The following is an 18,787-nucleotide window of genomic DNA, read 5'->3' on the forward strand; positions in this document are numbered from 1 at the left end:
GACCATGTTAACGCCAAAGGACTATTGGATTTTTGTGCACTGCACATTGAAATGGCGAGTGGGAACGTTCCCAATACATCTCAGCCACCCCTTCCGCGGAGCCCCCTTTGTCGCCCCAGACCTCCCCTTCCCCGGCCAGCCGAGAACTGATCCGCCTGGACGCGCGGGCGCAGGACAAGACCGATGCCATTGCGCAGGTCGCCCAGATGCTGGTCGCGTCCGGCTGCGTGGCGCCGGGTTACGAAGCCAGCATGGGGCGGCGCGAAACGCTGGCGAACACCTTCCTTGGACACGGCGTAGCAATCCCGCACGGGCTTGGCGAGGACCGCCATCTGGTGCTCCGCGATGGCATCGCCGTGCTGCAGTTGCCGCAAGGCGTGGAATGGAACCCGGGACAGATCACCCGTCTGGTGGTCGGCATCGCTGCCCAGTCGGATACCCACATCACGGTGCTGCGCCGCTTGACCCGGCTGATCCAGGACGAGTCCACGCTGCAGCGGCTGTTCACCACCACCGAGGCGGGCGAGATCGTGAACGCGCTGGCCGGCGATGTTGCGATTGCCGCCACCCACGCGCCAGCGGTGGATCTGGCCGAGCGCTTCGAATGGACCATCGCCTACCCCAACGGACTGCACGCCCGTCCTGCCACGCGCTGGGCCGAGACGGCGCGCGGCTTCGCAGCCCGCGCGCAGGTCCGCGCAGGCGATCAGGCGGCCGATGCCAAGAGTCTGGTAGCGCTGCTTCAGCTCGGGCTGCGTGAGGGCGATGCCGTGCGTGTTTCTGCCGAGGGCGCCGATGCCCCCGCGCTGCTGGCTGCGCTGCGCAAGGTCATGGATGGATTGGTCGCACAGGAAAGGGCTGATGCCGAGCGTGCAGCCCAGCGCAAGGCAGCAGCCCCTGTCGCCGGGTGGAAACCGCCCGAAGCGCAGGCGACGATCATTGGCATCGGCGCCAGCCCCGGATTGGCGATCGGCCCGGTGCATGTGCTGGCCAGCACGCAGGCGGAAGTCACCGACCGTCCTGCCCCGCTTGGCGAGGGCGGCGCACGCCTGCAGGATGCACTCGGCCGCACCCGCCAGCAGCTGGCCGCCCTGCAGGACGACACCCAGCGCCGCCTTGGCGCTTCGGATGCGGCGATCTTCAAGGCGCAGGCCGCGCTGCTCGACGACACCGACCTGATCACCCGCACCTGCCAGCTGATGGTCGAAGGCCATGGTGTGGCGTGGTCATGGCACCAGGCCATCGAGCAGATCGCCTCCGGGCTGGCGGCGCTGGGCAATCCGGTGCTGGCCGGGCGCGCGGCGGACCTGCGTGATGTCGGCCGACGCGTGCTGGCGCAGCTTGACCCTTCTGCTGAAGGTGGTGGCCTGGCGGATCTGCCGTCGCAACCGTGCATCCTGATCGCCACAGATCTGTCGCCTTCGGATACCGCCAATCTCGACACCGGTCGCGTGCTCGGCCTGGCCACCGCGCAGGGCGGGCCGACCTCGCACACCGCCATCCTCTCGCGCACGCTGGGCCTGCCGGCGCTGGTGGCCGGCGGCGCCGGGCTGTTGGCGATCCAGCCAGGCCGCGAAGCGATCCTGGACGGCAGCAGCGGACGGCTCTACCTGTCCCCCTCCGAAGCCGATCTCGCCTCGGCACGCGAATGGATCGCCGAACAGCAGCAGATCCGCGAGCGCGAAGCCGCGCAACGCGCGCAACCCGCCCAGACCCTCGACGGCCACCGCATCGACATCGGCGCCAACGTCAACCTGCCCGACCAGGTGCCACTGGCACTGGAACAGGGTGCGGAAGGCGTCGGCCTGATGCGCACCGAGTTCCTGTTCCTCGAACGTGGCAGTACGCCCAGCGAGGAGGAGCAGTACACCACCTATCTGGCGATGGCCAAGGCACTCAACGGCCGCCCGCTGATCGTGCGCGCGCTCGACATCGGCGGCGACAAGCAGGTGGCGCACCTGGAACTGCCACGCGAGGAGAACCCGTTCCTCGGCGTGCGCGGCGCGCGCCTGCTGCTGCGCCGCCCTGACCTGCTGGAGCCGCAACTGCGTGCGCTGTATCGCGCCGCCAAGGACGGTGCACGCCTGTCCATCATGTTCCCGATGATCACGTCGGTGACCGAGCTGGTCGCACTGCGCGCCATCTGTGAGCGCCTGCGTGCCGAGCTGGAGGCGCCGGTGGTGCCGATCGGCATCATGATCGAAGTGCCGGCTGCCGCCGCTCAGAGCGACGTACTGGCGCGCCATGCCGACTTCTTCTCGATCGGCACCAATGATCTGACCCAGTACGTGCTGGCGATCGACCGCCAGAACCCGGAACTCGCCGCCGAGGCCGACAGCCTGCATCCGGCGGTGCTGCGCGCGGTCCGCGCCACGGTTGAAGGCGCACGGCTGCATGGGCGCTGGGTCGGCGTCTGTGGCGGCCTGGCCGGCGATCCCTTCGGCGCCATGTTGCTGGCTGGCCTGGGCGTGGACGAACTGTCGATGACCCCGAACGACATCCCGGCGGTGAAGGCGCGCCTGCGTGGCACCGCGATGACCGAACTGCAAGCGCTGGCCAGCACCGCACTGGGGTGCGAAACCGCCGAGCAGGTGCGCGGCCTCGATGGAGCGCGCGCATGACTGCCCGCGCCGTCACCGTGACCCTGAACCCGGCCATCGACCAGACCGTGCGCCTGGCCCGCCTGCAGCCAGGCCGCGTGCATCGCGCCGGCAGCTCCCGCGACGACGCAGGCGGCAAGGGCATCAACGTGGCGGCCTGCCTGGCCGACTGGGGCGTGCCGATCACCGCGCTGGGCGTGCTGGGCGACGGCAACGACGGCGTGTTCCGCACGCTGTTCCGTGAGCGGGGCATCATTGACGGCTGCCTGCGCGTTCCGGGCCATACCCGCACCAACATCAAGCTGGTCGAAGAGGCCAACGGCGAAACGACGGACATCAACCTGCCAGGCCTGGCCGTGGACGCTGCCGATCTGGACGCGGTGTCGCGCCAGCTCGGCGCCCTGCTCGCGCCCGGCCTGCCGGTCGTGCTGTCCGGCAGCCTGCCGCACGGACTACCGGCCGATGCATGGGCGCGGTTGCAGGCGCAGGCCGGAACGGCCGGTGCGCGCGTGCTGCTGGACACCAGCGGCGATGCGCTTGCAGCTGCGCTGGACGGCGCGCGGGGCGCGCTGCCCTACGCCATCAAGCCCAACCGCCACGAACTGGAGGCCTGGACCGGCACGTCGCTGCCGGATCGCAGCGCACTGCGCGCTGCAGGCCAGGCCTTGGTCGAACGCGGTGTCGCACTCGTCGCCATCTCCATGGGGACCGACGGCGCGCTGTTCATTGATCGCGCCGGCGCCCTGGTCGCGCGACCGCCGCGTCTGGCCCAGGGCAGCACGGTGGGCGCCGGTGATGCCATGGTCGCCGGCATCGCCGCCGCGCTGTTGGAGCGCTCCCTCGACCTGGCCGCCTGTGCACGACTGGCCACGGCGTTCTCGATGAGCCGGCTGGACAGCGGAGACGCGCGGCGGCTCGATCCGGCGCAGGTGCGCGCCGGGGCCGGCGATGTACTGATCGAGCGGTTGGATTGAAACACCTTCCGGAGGAGCAGCGGTTGGCTTCGGGCCACCCGCGATGCCTCCGGCAAGGACGAACCCGAAGCATTCCAGGAGTTCCCATGCACGCTTCCACCGTAGTCATCGCCGCTGGCGAACGCAGCATCGAGGCGGTACTTGCCGCCGAGGCCCTGCGTCGCGCGGCCCGCCAGCGCGGGCTTGAGCTGATGATCGAAATCCGCAGCGACCAGGGCGTGACCGGCGCGCTGCCCGCCTCGGACGCCGCCACCGCGACCCAACTGCTGCTGGTGGGCGATGGCGAGGCAGACATCGCACGCTTCGGCAATGCCCGGATCGTGCATGCCAGCCTGGGCGAGGTATTGGGCGATCCGGTCGCCGCGCTTGCACCGCTCGCAGCCGCGCCGGCCAGTGTCCCCGCCACCGGGGCTGGCAAGCGCATCGTTGCCGTCACCTCCTGCCCCACCGGCATCGCTCACACCTTCATGGCGGCAGAAGGCCTGCAACAGGCTGCCAAAGCGCTGGGCCATGCGATCCGGGTGGAAACACAGGGCTCGGTCGGCGCGCAGGATGCGTTGAGCGATGCGGAAATCGCCGCTGCCGATGTGGTGCTGATCGCCGCCGACCGCGAAGTCGATCTGGCGCGTTTCGCTGGCAAGCGCCTGTTCAAGAGTGGTACCAAGCCGGCGATCAATGACGGCCAGAACCTGATCCGCAAGGCGCTGGCCGAGGCCGGCGTGCACGCGGGGACAGCGGCTTCGGGCCGTACCGCAGAAAGGAACAAGAGCACCGGTCCTTACAAGCACCTGATGACCGGCGTGTCGTTCATGCTGCCGTTCGTGACAGCCGGCGGCCTGTTGATCGCCCTGGCGTTCGCACTCGGCGGCATCTATGCCTTCGACGACGCACACAAGGGGACGCTGGCCTGGTCGCTGTTCCAGATCGGCGCCAAGTCCGGTTTCATGCTGATGGTGCCGGCGCTTGCCGGCTACATCGCCTACTCCATCGCCGACCGCCCCGGCATCGCGCCCGGCATGATCGGCGGGCTGGTTGCGGTCAACATGGACGCAGGTTTCATCGGCGGCATCCTGGCGGGCTTCATCGCCGGCTATGGCGTGCACTGGATCAACCGTGCGCTGCGCCTGCCGCGCAGCCTGGAAGGCCTCAAGCCGGTGCTGATCCTGCCGGTGCTGGGCACGCTGCTGGTCGGCCTGCTGATGATGTACGTGATCGGCACGCCGGTGGCCGCACTGCTGGCCTGGCTGACCGACTGGCTGCGCGGCATGGAGGGCAGCAGCGCGATCCTGCTCGGTTTGCTGCTGGGCGGCATGATGGCCGTTGACATGGGTGGACCGGTCAACAAGGCGTCCTACGCCTTCTCCACCGCCCTGATTTCCAGCCAGGTCTACACGCCGATGGCGGCGACCATGATCGGCGGCATGACGCCACCGCTGGGCATCGCGCTGGCGACGTGGTTGTTCAGCAACCGCTTCACTGCCGAGGAGCGCGGCACTGCCGGTGCCGCCGGCGTGCTCGGCCTGAGCTTCGTGACCGAGGGGGCTATTCCCTACGCGGCACGCGATCCGCTGCGCACCATTCCTGCGCTGATCCTCGGCTCGGCCGTGGCCGGTGCGATCTCGATGGCCGCAGGCGTCGAGTTGAAGGTGCCGCACGGCGGTGTGTTCGTGCTGCCGATCCCGAACGCGGTCACCCATCTTGGTGTCTACCTGCTGGCGCTGTTGGCCGGCGTGGCGGTCACCGCGATTGCACTGCGCATCCTCAAGAAGCCGGTCACGGCCCCCACCCTGTAAAAGGAACCCCGCCCATGACCTGCCCTTCCTGCCGCCTGGTGCCGGTAGCGATCCTGCTGACCCTGCCCTCACTGACCGTAGCTGCCAACGCGAGTGATGTCCTCACTCCCAAGCTGGCTTACACCGGCGAGGCGGCCGCCACGCTCGATGGCGGCAAGCACAGCGGCACCGCTTACGCCGGCCAGCTGATGTTCGGCGCCGATGTTGACCTCGACGCTGCGTTCGGCTGGCGGGGGGCCACGATCAAGGCCTATGGCATCAATCGCCACGGCACCAACCTCGCCAACAGCAGCACCGGCAACAGCACCTCGGTGCAGGAAATCTACGGCGGCCAGGGGACCCGCCTGGCCAACCTGACCCTGGAACAGAAGCTGTTCAACGACCGGCTGGTGCTGGAGGCCGGTCGCAGCGTCGCCAACATCCACCACCTCGGGTCGGAGCTGTGCCAGTACTTCCAGGGCAACTCGGCGTGCGGCAACCCGACCTACGTTTTCCGCACCAGCAACTTCACCTGGTGGCCGGTGTCGAGCTGGATGGCCGACGCCACGGCCTGGGTGACGCCCGATGTCTATGTCCGCATCGGTGCCTACCAGGTCGATCCCAGCCAGGCCGAGGATGGCCAGCATGGCCTGAAGTGGAATACGAACCAGGCCACCGGGTGGATCGTGCCCTACACGATCGGCTGGCGCAGCCCGGCTTCGGCACGACTGAATGCCCGCTACGAACTCGGTGGCTGGCAGGACAACTCGACCTATCGCGATCCGCTGCGCGATGCCAACGGCATTCCCGCGCTGCTCAGTGGCCAGGAGTACGCGGCACGCCACGGTCGCTCCGGTGCGTTCGCGCGCTTCGAGCAGCAGCTTACCGGCGATGGCAATGGTCGCGGCCTGACCCTTTTCGGCGCCGCGCTCAAGGGTACCTCCGGGCAGCTGATCGAGGATCACTTCCTGCAGGCCGGGCTTGTGCAGAAAGGCACGTTCGCCCGCCGGCCGCAGGACAGCATCGGCTTCGTCGTCACCCGGCAGAAGTACAGCGGCATCGCGCTGGAGAACCTCCGCCTGGCCCGCGCTGCCGCCGGCGGCAGCGGCACCCCGCACGGAAGCCAGGTGATGATGGAGCTGAGCTATGGCATCCAGCTCACCCCGCAGCTCAGGATTGCACCGAACCTGCACTACATCGTGCATCCGGACCCGTTCAACGAACCTGCGCGGCAGCGGGACCTGCCGAATGCACTGATCGCGGGCATGCGGGTTGACTGGAACCTGTAGCAGATCGCACGTGGTGGTGAGGCGCAGCCCGTGCCAGGCACCAGGGTCCACACCCGCTCCGGGCGGCGTACCGACACTCCGGCCGGGCTTCAGCTGCTGTCCGCCACCCACGCCAGTTCGAACGTCAACGCGAGGCGCTGGCCAGGCTCCAGCCGGTGCGGCGCCAGCGTGAAGCCGTCCGGCGGGCCACTCTGCGGTTCGACACAGGTGGCGTGCGGCGCAGCGTCGTAGACCACCCAGTGGTCGTGGTCCGACCTCAGCCGCAGGCGTTGGCCTTCGCGTACCAGCGTGATGTCACCGTCGGCAACGAAGCAGTCATCCCAGGGGCCGGTGGTGGGCTCCACGTGGGGCAGCGTGGCAATACCTTCCCTGTCCCGCGGATACATCGCGCGAGGATTGAACAGCAACCGGTCCGGCTTCCTGAACCAGGGGTGCCAGCCCAGCACCGCCGGCATCGCTTGCTCGCCGGCCTGGACCGAAAGGCGCAGCTGCAGGGTGTGCCCCTGCAACCGCAGTTCCAGCATGGCAATGCCACCGAAGGGCCAGTAGCTGTCGCGCGGCAGCTGCAGCGACACCTCGGCTGCGGCCGCATCCAGCCGGTCGATCTGCCAGGGTCGCGAGAAGCCCACCCCATGGATGGCATGCCCGTCGAAGTTGAGCGGCAGCCGATGCGGCCTGCCGTCAAAACGGAACTGTCCACGGCGGATGCGCCCGGCCCACGGCACCATCGGGTAGCAGCCCCAGGCGATCGCCGCCGCCCCGGTCTCCTGCGCGTCCACCAGCCATTCCACGCCCCGGTAACGCAGGTGCGCCACGCGCCCGCCCGCCGCTGCGGCGAGCGCAACCTCCAGTTCCCCGCACCTCAGCCAGTGCAGCTCACCGGCCGCCAGCGGGGCCAGCGCATCATCCCTCGGCAACATGCGCTCAGGCCCCATAGGGATTGATCGTGCGGATGCTTCCGTCCGGCTCCATGTGCAGCGGCGTGCACTTGGCCGAGCGCAGGTGGGTAATGCCGCCGGACATCAGCGCATCGTGATAGAACAGGTACCACTGTCCCTGGAACTGGCAGATGGAGTGGTGGGTGGTCCAACCGACCACGGGGGTGAGGATCACGCCAGCATAGGTGAACGGCCCGTACGGGCTGTCACCCACGGCGTAGCACAGCTGGTGGGTGTTGCCAGTGGAGTACGACAGATAGTAGCGACCCTGGTACCTGTGCAGCCACGGGCCTTCGAAGAAGCGGCGCGCATGGTCGTCCGCACGCAGCGGCTGGCCATGCTCATCCAGGATCTGCACTTCGCGGGTGGGCTCGGCCAGTTCGGTCATGCCGGCATCCAGGCGGCCCACGCGCGGCCCCAGGGCCGGCGCGCTGCCCTCGGGTTCCTCGTGCGCTTCGCTGTACTGGTTGTCACGATACTTCTGCAGCTGCCCGCCCCAGATGCCGCCGAAGTACAGGTAGTGGCTGCCATCGTCGTCCTCGAACACGGCCGGGTCGATCGAGTACGCGCCCTTGATCGGCTCCGGCTGGGGCACGAACGGGCCCTCCGGTCGCGCACCGATTGCCACGCCGATGCGGAACCGGCCCTCGGCGTCCTTGGCCGGGAAGTAGAGGTAGTAGCGGCCATCGCGGCAGGCAGCGTCGGGGGCCCACATCTGTTTCCGCGCCCAGGGCACGTCGCGCACGTGCAACGCCATGCCGCAATCGACGGCAGTGCCGTTGGGCGTATCCATCTTCAGCACATGGTAATCCTGCATGCCGAAATGGCCGCCTTCATCGTCGAAGGGCTGGCCACCGTCGATGTCGTGCGACGGATAGATGTACAGGCGTCCCTCGAACACGTGCGCCGAAGGGTCGGCCGTGTAGATGTGGGTCACCAGCGGTTGCGAAATGGCGTGTGCGCTGAGCTGCGCAAGACGGGCTTCGCTGGCCTGGCCGTCTTCACCGGCAGAGAGGTCGATCATGGTTGTCATTTTGGCGTTACGCGGAGGCGTCGGCGGAACGGCGACGCAGGTGGAGATCCTGCTCGATGCGCGTTTCCGCGCGCTTGTCGATCCGGTAGAAGAACAGCAGCGCCACGGCGAGCAGGAACGGAAGGGAGCAATAGACGCTTACGGTCAGGCGGATGCCCTGCACCACGGCCTCAGGCTGCTGCACCAGGCCTGCCTGGTAGCCGTAGTGGGCAAGGATCGCGGCGACCAGTGCGCCGCCCACGCTGAGGCCGATCTTCAGGCCACACAGCATCGCCGAGAAGATGATCGCAGTGGCCCGGCGATGGTTCTTCCACTCGGAGTAGTCCGCGACGTCGGCGATCATCGCCCACAGCAGCGGGATGGTGATGCCATAGCAGAAGCCATGCAGCATGAAGGCTGCGAACGCCACCGCCACCGCCGTGGGTGGGAACAGGTAGAAGGCCAGCAGGAACAGGGTCGAGACAAACAAGGCGCCACCGAAGACATCGCGCTTGCCGAAGCGATCCGCCAGCCGCCGTGATGCACCAATACCCAGGATCATGCAGAGGATGCCGCACGCGTTGAACAGGCTGAACGCCGAGGTGGCCGCGTCCTTCGGCCAGGTGAACGCCGCGAAACCGGCGCTGGCGAGGGCGCCATTCAATGCACGGATCAGGCCGTTGAAGCCTGAGTTTTCCAGAAAGCCGGCCAGCGCCGCTTCGCTCATGTAGTACTGGAAGTAATAGATGTAGGTGCCGCCTTTCAACGCCAGGTTGATGAACACCAGCACGGTCAGCGCCAGCATCACCTGCCACGGGCGGTTGTGCAGCAGGTCCGACAGGTCCTGCACTATGCCGCCGGTCTGCTCGCGCGTCGGTACGATGCGTTCGCGGGTGGTGGCGAAGGTGATCAGGAAGAACACTGTTCCGATCAGTGCGAAGGCGGTCATGACCTGTTCGAAGCCGCGCACCCGGTCGCCGTCACCCAGAATCAGCACCAGCGGCATCAGCAGCACCTGGATGATGAACTGCGCGATCATCACGGCCACGAAGCGGTAAGCCGAAAGGCTGTTGCGCTGGGCCATGCTGCCGGTCAGCACGCCGCTCAGCGCCGAGTACGGCAGGTTGTTCGCGGCGTAAACACAGACCAGCAGCGCGTAGGTGCCCAGTGCATAGATCACCTTTCCGCGCTCGCCCAGGTCCGGGGTGCTGAACGCCAGCAGGGACAGTACGCCAAAGGGGATGGCCGTCCACAGGATCCACGGGCGGAAGCGGCCCCAACGGGTGGACGTTCGGTCAGCCGCGATGCCGATCAACGGCGTGAACACGAACGCGCCCAGCAGGCCGACCACAAAGATGATCGTGGCCGCGGTCGCCGCTGGCAGGCGGTAGACGTCGGTGTAGAAGAATGCCAGGTAGGTGATCAGGGTCTGGAAGATCAGGTTGGCAGCGAGATCGCCCAGGCTGTAGCCGAGCTTCTCGCGAACCGACAGCGCGTGTTCAGTGCTTGCCATGCAGCGGACGTCCTGGAAAAGGGATCTGGTCGAAGGGGAATCGATGCCAACGAGGGCGATCAGTCATGCGCGGGCACCACGGTGAACCTGCCCTGCGCACGAATATCGGCACTGGACGCCCCTACCCTGACCTCGTAGGCACCGGGCTGCACCGCGTACGCCGCACGCGCTTCGTCATAGTGGCGCAGGGCCTGCGCTGCCTCCAGGGTGAACGTCACCGTGCGGCGTTCGCCCGGAGCCAGATGGACCCGCTGGAAGCCGCGCAGTTCCTGCACGGCATCACCGCCACCGGCGTGTTCGCGCCGCACGTACAGCTGTACCACTTCGTCACCGCTGCGCGTGCCTGCGTTGGCCACATCCACCGCCACGCCCAGGCGGCCATCGGCGCGGAGGCTGTCTGCATCGAGGCGAAGCGTTCCATAGTCGAATCGCGTATACGACAGACCGTGACCGAACGGATACAGCGGCGTACCGCGGAAGTAGCGGTAGGTGCGGCCCTCCATGGCGTAGTCTTCGAATGCCGGCATTGCTTCGCCGGCCTGGTAGAACGTGACCGGCAAACGGCCAGCGGGATTGACATCGCCGAACAGCGCCTGGCCGACGGCGGTGCCGCCGCGCTGCCCGGGGTACCAGCTCATCAGGATCGCCGGCAGATGCGCCTGCGCCCAGTCCACCGCGATGGCCGAGCCGCCGGTGAGTACCATCACCACCGGCTTGCCGGTAGCGTGCAGGGCCTCCAGCAGGGTGCGCTGCGGCGCGGGCAACCGCAGGTCGGTGCGGTCGCCACCGGCAAAGCCCGGATAGTTGACCGTCATCTCCTCGCCTTCGACATCGCCGGTAAGGCCACCGACGAACACCACCACGTCGGCATCGCGTGCGGCATCGAGCGCTTCATCGAACGGCGCCTTGGCGCCGGGCATGCGCCAGCCCAGGCGCACGCCGGCATCGCGCTGGTCGTCGTAGTATTCCAGCTTCAGGTCATAGGCACGCCCCGCCTGCAGATCGAGTTCGACACCCTCGGCATGCAGGCGATCCGTGTTCACCCAGTGATCGATCACACGCTTGCCGTCAAGGTACAGGCGGTAACCATCATCGCCGGCCACCTCCAGCCGGTAGCGACCGGACACGCGGGGCAGCAGTTGGCCGCTCCAGCGGATGCTGAAGCGGTCGTTGGGAATCCCCTGCCCCGGTGCCGCTTCGCCGCGTGCCAGCAGGTTGTCGGTCGGCGAGCCCCGGTCCCAGCGGAAGCCGATCTGCGCGTCGGTACGCACCAGGGCCGGAGTGCCAGACAGGTCGGGCGTGCGGAAGTACTCGCCGCGCAGGCCGCGCTCGGGCGAGTCCGCCGAGGGCCGCAGGAAGGTCGGCTCGATCAACGGCGTTGCACCGGGATCGTCGCGCCCTTCCACCAGGTCCACGCCACGCGCATACCGCACCTCAGCGCCCTTGGCCGCCTCGCGTATGCCCTGCAGGATCGTGACCGGCGCGGCCGGTGTGCCGAAGTAGTTGCCGAGCAGCGCCATGGTGTCGTCGGCGGTGGGTCCAACCACGGCAATGCGCCTGGTGTCGCGCGACAGCGGCAGGATGCCATTGTTCTTCAGCAGCACCAGCGAGGCCTGCGCTGCCTTCAGGGCAAGCGCATCATGGGCCGGCGCCTGGTTCACCGAGGCCGGAATGCGCGCCCAGCGCACCCGCTCCGGCGGATCGAACATGCCCAGGCGCATCCGTGCGGTGAACAGGCGGGTCACCGCATCGTCGATCTCCGCTTCGCTGATCAGCCCCTGGCGCACTGCCGCAGGCAGCGTTGCGTACTCCTGGCCGCATTCCAGCTCCGTGCCGTTCCTGACCGCCAGCGCCGCGGCGGCTTCGCGCGTGGCGACGATACGGTGGTGCTTCCAGATGTCGACGATGGCCCAGCAGTCCGAGACCACGTAGCCCTCGAAGCCCCAGTCGCGTCGCAGCAGATCACGCAGCAGGAAGCGGCTGGCGCTGGCGGACTCGCCGTAAACGCGGTTGTAGGCGCCCATGATCGCATCCACTTCGCCTTCCTTCACCAGCGCCTCGAACGCCGGCAGGTAGGTGTCGTAGAGGTCGCGCCGGCTGGGGCGTGCATCGAAGTGATGGCGGTCGGCCTCCGGTCCGCTGTGCACGGCCAGGTGCTTGGCGGTGGCGTCCAGCTTGCGGTAGACGGGGTCGTCGCCCTGCAGGCCGCGTACGAAGGCCACGCCCATGCGCGCGGTGAGGTAGGGATCCTCGCCGTAGGTCTCCTGTCCGCGACCCCAGCGCGGGTCGCGGAAGATGTTGACGTTCGGCGACCAGAAGGTCAGGCCCTGGTAACGGCCATGCGCGCCTTCGCGGAGGAACTGGTGGTGCTTTGCGCGGGCCTCGTCGCTGATGGTCGTGGCCACCTGCCCCATCAACGGTACATCGAAGGTCGCGGCCAGGCCGATTGCCTGCGGAAACACCGTGGCCTGCCCTGCCCGTGCCACGCCATGCAACCCCTCATTCCACCAGTCGTAGGCGGGCACACCCAGCCGTTCGATTGCCGGCGCGGCATTCTGCATCTGCGCGGCCTTCTCTTCCAGGGTCATCTGCGCGACGAGTGCGGCGGCCCGTTGCTCGAAGCTTGCCGAGACATCCAGCCAGGGCCGTGGCGCGGCCGCGGATGCGGCGGCCGCCACGCAGCTCAGGACGAACACGGTGGCCCGTCCACGCCACGTACGGCGGCGGGCCCTGGACGAAATCGACAGTCTCATTTGCTTCTCCCGGTGCGCTCGTCGCGCGCGAAGGGACCCAGCAGTGCGCCCACGAAGCCGCCTGCCCGGTCCGTACTCAGAACGGTGCCGTCCACGTCGCCTGCGAGCAGTTGCCAGCCCTGCCCGTCGCCGGTGTCGAACGAGAACGCGTAGTCGCCCTCGTTGCCGGCAATCTTCAGGCGCAGCGCTGCAGACGCCGGCACGTCATGGCTGGCCAGCGTCCGCGTGCTGCCACCCCCGTCACGCGCTTCGAGGAAGAGCGAGAGGCGCCCCCCGCCAAGGTCACGAACGCCGAGGAAGTACCAGTACGCCTCGCTCTGGAACGCCGCCAGACCGGCGGCGACACCGGGGGCTGGCGGGGTCATCGCGGTGCTCGCCTCGAAGCGCAGGTGCTGCTGGCGCCGGCCAAGAAATGCCGGATTGCGCAACGTGTCCAGATCCTCGGCAAGCGGGTGCACGGCCAGCATGCCGGGGCGCTTGTGCAGGTCAGCCCAGGCATGCCTGGGCACGCGCACGCGCAGCCACTGGCGATCGAGCGCTGGGCCATCAAAATTGTCGCGCGCCACGAAATTGCCGGTCGACGGGGCCTGCGATGCCTCGCCCTGCATCCATGACGGCGCCTCGGCCACGTAGGGAATGGCCTGGTCGGTCGGCAGGATCTGCGGCCAGCCATCCTGCCAGCGCACCGGCAACAGGTAGGTCTCGCGCCCGGTGTTGTAGTGGCGCTTCTGATAGTTGCGGCTGGCCAGGAACACCGCCCACCACGAGCCATCCGGGCCTTCGACCAGGTCGGCGTGGCCGGCATTGGTGATCGGAAGCGGACGGTCGTCCGGCAGTTCGCGCTGGGTCAGGATCGGATTGCCCGCATAGGCAACGTAGGGTCCCCACACCGTGCGGCTGCGCAGCACCACCTGCGAATGCTGCGGCCCGGTACCCCCTTCAGCGTCGGACAGGTAATACCAGCCCTCCCGCTTGTAGATGTGCGGTCCCTCGATCCAGATCGGATTCTTCGCTGGCTCCACGCCTCCATCAACCAGCACCCGGCGTGGCCCGACCGGCTTGAATGCCGCCAGATCGATCTGCTGCATCCAGATGGCGCGGTGCCCGTCGTAGCGCGGCGGACCGGGCGGTGCATCGTTGTTGATCAGGTACACCTTGCCGTCGTCGTCGAAAAACAGTGATGGATCGATGCCATCGATGCCGGGCAGCCAGTGCGGATCGGACCACGGCCCGGCCGGGTCGCGCGCAGTGGCAATGAAGTTGCCGCCGCTGTCGGTGGCCGTGGTCACCACGTAGAAGACCCCGTCGTGGTACTCGATTGTGGGGGCAAAGATGCCGCGCGAGACGCTCAGCCCGTCGAAATCCAGCTGCGTGGGGCGGTCAATCACATTGCCGATCTGCTTCCAGTGCACCAGGTCAGCACTCTCGAACACCGGAATGCCCGGGAAGTAGGTGAAGCTGGAATTGACCAGATAGAACCGGGCGTTCGCGCGCACGATGCTGGGATCGGCATGGAAGCCGGCCAGGACGGGATTGCGGTAATGGCCGGCCGGCAGCGGCACTTCAAACGCCTGGTCATCGCCGCGGTACTCGAACCAGTCGAAGTACACCGGCGGAGCGTCCGGCGGCGCGCTGGCCCGGGTGGCAGCGGCCGACAGCAGGAACAACGCCCCCAGCAGGCGGCGCGCCATCGACCTCAGGCCGGCCCTGTCGCGGGCCAGAGGGGACTGCGTGGACAACGTCATCATCGTCGGGCCTCGGCTTCGGCAATGGGAAGTTCGAACGGGCCGGCCGGCGCCCCGCTGCGATCGCGCAGCGTGCACACCGGGCCATCGGCCCAGCAGTAGCGGACGTGCGTTGCGTGCGTCGACCGTGGGCCGCGCAGCAGGATCCGGCGCGCATCCAGTTCGGCGTCGGCGTACTCGCAGTGGCGCGCATGGCCCTTGGCCTCGCACAGTTCAAAGCCGATCGGACGCAGCGAACCGCTTGCGGTGAGCGCGCCTTCGACATCCTCGAACGCAATGGCCACGGCCGTGGGCGTCCGCACGGCCGTTACCGCCCGCGGACCTGACGGTGCCAGATCCTGCTCGCCGTACACCACGTGGCGGGCCACGCGCGCCAGGCGGCGCCCGAGCTCCTGCTTGTTCGGCGGGTGGATGTCGTAGGCATCGCCGATGTCGATGGCGATGGCGAGCCCGCTCTGCGCATCCTCGGCTGCGACGCGCCGCTGCGCCTCGCGCACCTGCGCCCAACCGCTATCGGCGGGCGAAACCGGTGCCTGGCCATAGCTGGCCAGCTGCGCGAGCAGCAGTGGCGTGCGCGCACCGAACTGACGCCGCCAATCGTCGCGCAGCGCACGCAACCGCGCCGCGTACGCCGCGCCATCACCGGTGTTCGATTCACCCTGGTACCACAGCATGCCGCGCAGCCCGAAAGCGCCGAGCGGTGCGATCATTCCGTTGTACAGCGTCGACAACCCGGTGGCGGCCTGCCAGGGGGCGAATGGCGGCGCCTGTTGGCCCGGCGCCACCCGGTACTTCCACGGACCCTGCAGTGCCACCCGATCGCCGTTGTCGAACTGCAGGCCGTATGCCGTGGCGGGGCCAGCCAGGCCGCCTTCACCGTAGGTGTCGAGCACGTTGACCGCAATGCTGTTGGACCCTGCCTTCAGCAGGCCGCTGGGCAACGGGTAGCGCCTCTCGCCGGTGCCGTACTGGCTGCCCACGGAGACGCCGTTCACCCAGGTCACGTCCGCCTCGTCGGCCGATCCCAGCTCCAGGGTGGCGCCGCGTGCAGCCTGTTCAGCGCTCAGCACCACCTGCGTGCGATACCAGACCATACCGTTGTAATCGGCAAGCGCGGGCACGTTCCAACGCTCCCATGCGCCCAGTGTGGCCGGTGCGCGCGACCATCCTCGGTCATCGGCATCCGCGCGCCATGGGGCGTCGCCGGGCAGCGTGCCCTCGCGTGTGGCCCACCAGTGCTGCCAGTAGCGGCCCCAGGCTGCGCGTGCCTCCAGCGGATCACGCGCAGACCGCGCGAGGATATCGAGGGCCTCGTCCAGGCCGCCCTGCCCGCGCAGCGCACCAACGCTGGTCCAGGCCTCGATCCGCGAGCCACCCCACGCTGCCTCGATCAGCCCCATCGGCACGTCGACCGTGCGCTGCAGTTCGCGCGCGAAGTAGAAGCAGGTGGCGGAGAAATCGCGCGCCGTATCAGGCGTTGCCGATGTCCAGGCAGTGCTGCCGTTGAAGCTCTCCTGTGCCTGCACGGCGGCGTGCTGCGGCACGGTGAACAGCCGGATCCGTGGCATCGTGGCTGCGGCGATCTCGCTGGCTGCGTTGAGCGAGCGCCACACCGGCAACTCCATGTTCGACTGGCCCGAACACAGCCATACGTCGCCGACCAGCACATCGCGCGCCATCTCCCGACGTGTCCCGGCGCTTACTTCCAGCGTGTGCGGACCGCCCGCGGCCACCGGGGGCAGCGTTGCCTGCCAGCCGCCTGCGGCGTCCGCCCGGGTGCTTACCGCCTGCCCGGCAAACGTCACGGAAACCGGCTGCCGAGGGCCTGCGTGCCCCCAGACCACAATGGGCCGGTCACGCTGCAGGACGGCGTGATCGCTGAACAGCGGATGCAGCAATCCCGTCGTTTCCCGCGCCGCGGCCGGCATCGCCACCACTGCCGCAGCCATCATCAACAGCGCACACCCGACTGCTCCGAACCTGCTCATCGGCCATCCCCCGGTGCGGACGGAAACTGCAAGGCCTGGTAGTACGACAATGGCTGCGGCGGTGGCTGTTCGCCGGCGGGCAGCGGGCGGCCACTGAGCGACTGGAAGTACGCCACGCTGGCGTCACGCCACCATTGCGCTTCATCGTGCTGGATCTGCAGGAACGCCGCGACGTGCCGATGCCGCTGCGGATCGATCCGGTCGCGCAGGGCTGCCCAGGTGTCCTGCATCGAGCGCACCTGGCGCACACCGCGCGAATAGCGCCCGACCAGCTCATCCCAGAGCGTCCTGCCCGAGCGCATGCGGCGGTCCCACGGCACATGATGGAACCACAGCAGCAGCGACTCGGGCACCCGCGCGGAATCGCCGTAGATCTCGGCGACCTGCGGGGCGTACTGGCCTACTGCGTTGCTTCCGCCGGCGCTGCGGTCAAAACCGATGCCCTGGCTGTCTGCGCGGTGGTAGTACACCGACGTCCAGTCCGCACGTGGGCCTCCGTCCACCCAGGGGCCGGGGCCGTAGTGATGGCCGCGTGCCATCAGGTGGTGCAGGCCCAGCGGCGTCATGTAATCCACTGCCGCCTCGCGCGAGTCCATCATCATCCGCACGATCGGGCCGGTCACCTGCGGGTCGGGCGAGAACGTCAACGCTGCCCAGTCTTCGGCAATCGCGCGCGCGGATTGCTGCGGGTTCCAGGCCAGCCGGCCGAAGGCGTACCAGTTGGCCTGGTCGAAGTGCGAGCCACTCCAGGTACGGTCCATGCCGATGTTGGCGACGCCGGCGATACCGGTCAGTGCGTGGCCCTCCAGCGAACCATCGACCACGCGGGCAACCGTGGAGCCTTCGCCACGGGCATGCGTGTCGGCCTGCAGCACTTCCTCGTAGAGCGTTCCCAGGTAGACCAGGTGCGTCGCAAAACCCAGGTATTCCTTGGTGATCTGCAGTTCCATCATCAGCGGCGTGCGTGGCATCGCGCCGAACAGCGGATGGAACGGCTCGCGCGGCTGGAAGTCGATGGGGCCGTTCTTCACCTGCACGATCACGTTGGGCCGGAAGGCGCCGTCCAGCCCGACAAACTCGCTGTACGCCTGCTTGGCGCGATCCTCGGGGACCTCGTGCGAATACACGAAGGCCCGCCACATCACCACGCCGTTGTAGGGCGCCAGCGCGTCGGCCAGCAGGTTGGCGCCGTCGGCATGGGAACGACCGTAATCCTGCGGGCCGGGTTGCCCCTCCGAGTTCGCCTTGACCAGGAAACCGCCGAAATCCGGAATGCGCGCATGGATCTCATCGACCTTGTCGCGCCACCAGCGCCGCACGTCGGGATCCATCGGGTCAGCCGTCGCCAGGCCGCCGAGCTCGATGGGCGCACTGAAGCGTGCGCTCAGGTAGACGCGGATGCCATAGGGGCGGAACAGGTCAGCCAGCGCGGCGGCCTTGGCCAGATAGCCCGGCGACAGGCTCAGCGCACTGGCGTTGACGTTGTTGAGGACGGTGCCGTTGATGCCGAGCGAAGCGTTGGCACGGGCGTAGTCGGTGTAGCGCGGGTCACGCCATTGCGGCAACGTCTGCCAGTCCCATAGCGAGCTGCCCGCATAGCCACGCTCGACGTAGCGGTCCAGGTTGTCCCAATGGTCGAGCACGCGCAGTGCGACCCGCGGCGACTCCCGCACGTCCAGGCCCTGCAGCGGCATGCCACGCTGCAACAGGCGCAGCAGGTGGAACATGCCATACAGCACGCCGACATCCCGGCGTGCCGCCACCAGCAGCACATCGCGCCCCCCGGTCCGGACCTGCCGGATCAGGAAGCCCTCGTCGCCCAATGTGGCGATCTCGTTGCCGAACGCGGCAACCAGCGCCGAAGACTGCGGCGTACCCAGCACCAGGGCATGGTCAGTAGTGATTGCCGTTCGCATTGGCGGCGCCGCTCCGAGCAATCCAGGGAGGCTGCGCGCAAGCTCGTCGCGGGTGGCGCGCTGCATCGGCGTGCGATCCGGGGCCACCACTTCGGCCAGCTGCCGCCGGTAGACGGCAGCGACCGTTGTGGCAACCGGCTGGTAGCGCATCCACAGCCTGTAGCCATCTTCCGCCCGTGCCCCGCCAGCACAGGCCAGCAGTGCGAGCACGGCGCACAGGCGCGTGCCGACAGCACGCAACAACGGCGTTAACATGCGCCTTTGTAAACTACGTTCGGGCCCGGGGC

Annotated in this window: 11 protein-coding genes; 4 read left to right on the top strand and 7 right to left on the bottom strand. The window is 68.2% G+C overall.

Going from position 1 to position 18,787, the window contains the following annotated elements; genetic code table 11:
- Positions 1-107: 107 nt before the first annotated feature.
- From ptsP to ACEPA4_RS10415, 4 genes are all read left to right on the top strand, one after another.
- Positions 108-2,621, top strand: a complete 2,514-nt coding sequence (gene ptsP / locus ACEPA4_RS10400) for a phosphoenolpyruvate--protein phosphotransferase (protein WP_374082846.1) — start codon at positions 108-110, stop codon at positions 2,619-2,621.
- Positions 2,618-3,574 carry a 1-phosphofructokinase family hexose kinase gene (locus tag ACEPA4_RS10405; protein ID WP_065186396.1) on the top strand — a complete coding sequence of 319 codons (957 nt, stop codon included), beginning with the start codon at positions 2,618-2,620 and terminating at the stop codon, positions 3,572-3,574. The genes ptsP and ACEPA4_RS10405 overlap by 4 nt, the downstream gene beginning before the upstream one ends.
- An 86-nt stretch (positions 3,575-3,660) precedes the next feature.
- A complete protein-coding gene (locus tag ACEPA4_RS10410) occupies positions 3,661-5,367 on the top strand; it encodes a PTS fructose transporter subunit IIC (protein ID WP_262090638.1) in 1,707 nt (568 codons plus the stop codon).
- A 14-nt stretch (positions 5,368-5,381) separates the two neighbouring features.
- Positions 5,382-6,635, top strand: coding sequence for a carbohydrate porin (locus tag ACEPA4_RS10415; RefSeq protein WP_065186398.1), 1,254 nt, complete (start codon positions 5,382-5,384; stop codon positions 6,633-6,635).
- Between the two features lie 89 nt (positions 6,636-6,724).
- On the opposite strand, the gene ACEPA4_RS10420 is transcribed toward ACEPA4_RS10415, so the two are convergent.
- The 7 genes from ACEPA4_RS10420 to ACEPA4_RS10450 all read right to left on the bottom strand — a co-directional run bounded on the left by ACEPA4_RS10420 (position 6,725) and on the right by ACEPA4_RS10450 (position 18,755).
- Positions 6,725-7,570: an aldose epimerase gene (locus ACEPA4_RS10420; RefSeq protein WP_262090640.1), complete on the bottom strand. Its 846-nt coding sequence runs from the start codon at positions 7,568-7,570 to the stop codon at positions 6,725-6,727.
- Positions 7,560-8,597: a glycoside hydrolase family 43 protein gene (locus ACEPA4_RS10425; protein WP_262090641.1), complete on the bottom strand. Its 1,038-nt coding sequence runs from the start codon at positions 8,595-8,597 to the stop codon at positions 7,560-7,562. Before ACEPA4_RS10425 ends, ACEPA4_RS10420 begins: the two co-directional genes overlap by 11 nt.
- Before the next feature lie 16 nt (positions 8,598-8,613).
- Positions 8,614-10,098: an MFS transporter gene (locus tag ACEPA4_RS10430; RefSeq protein ID WP_065186401.1), complete on the bottom strand. Its 1,485-nt coding sequence runs from the start codon at positions 10,096-10,098 to the stop codon at positions 8,614-8,616.
- Positions 10,099-10,157: 59 nt separating this feature from the next.
- Entirely contained in the window at positions 10,158-12,785 is a 2,628-nt protein-coding gene (locus ACEPA4_RS10435; protein WP_374083047.1) for a glycoside hydrolase family 3 C-terminal domain-containing protein, read from the bottom strand.
- A gap of 62 nt (positions 12,786-12,847) precedes the next feature.
- Entirely contained in the window at positions 12,848-14,542 is a 1,695-nt protein-coding gene (locus tag ACEPA4_RS10440) for a glycoside hydrolase family 43 protein (protein WP_262090786.1), read from the bottom strand.
- Positions 14,543-14,595: 53 nt separating this feature from the next.
- Positions 14,596-16,548 carry a sialate O-acetylesterase gene (locus tag ACEPA4_RS10445; protein WP_235646174.1) on the bottom strand — a complete coding sequence of 651 codons (1,953 nt, stop codon included), beginning with the start codon at positions 16,546-16,548 and terminating at the stop codon, positions 14,596-14,598.
- 32 nt (positions 16,549-16,580) lie between these two features.
- Positions 16,581-18,755 carry an alpha-glucuronidase family glycosyl hydrolase gene (locus ACEPA4_RS10450; RefSeq protein WP_262090644.1) on the bottom strand — a complete coding sequence of 725 codons (2,175 nt, stop codon included), beginning with the start codon at positions 18,753-18,755 and terminating at the stop codon, positions 16,581-16,583.
- Positions 18,756-18,787: the final 32 nt, after the last annotated feature.

It is taken from the genome of Stenotrophomonas sp. P2112 (assembly GCF_041897515.1).
GTDB lineage: Bacteria > Pseudomonadota > Gammaproteobacteria > Xanthomonadales > Xanthomonadaceae > Stenotrophomonas > Stenotrophomonas sepilia.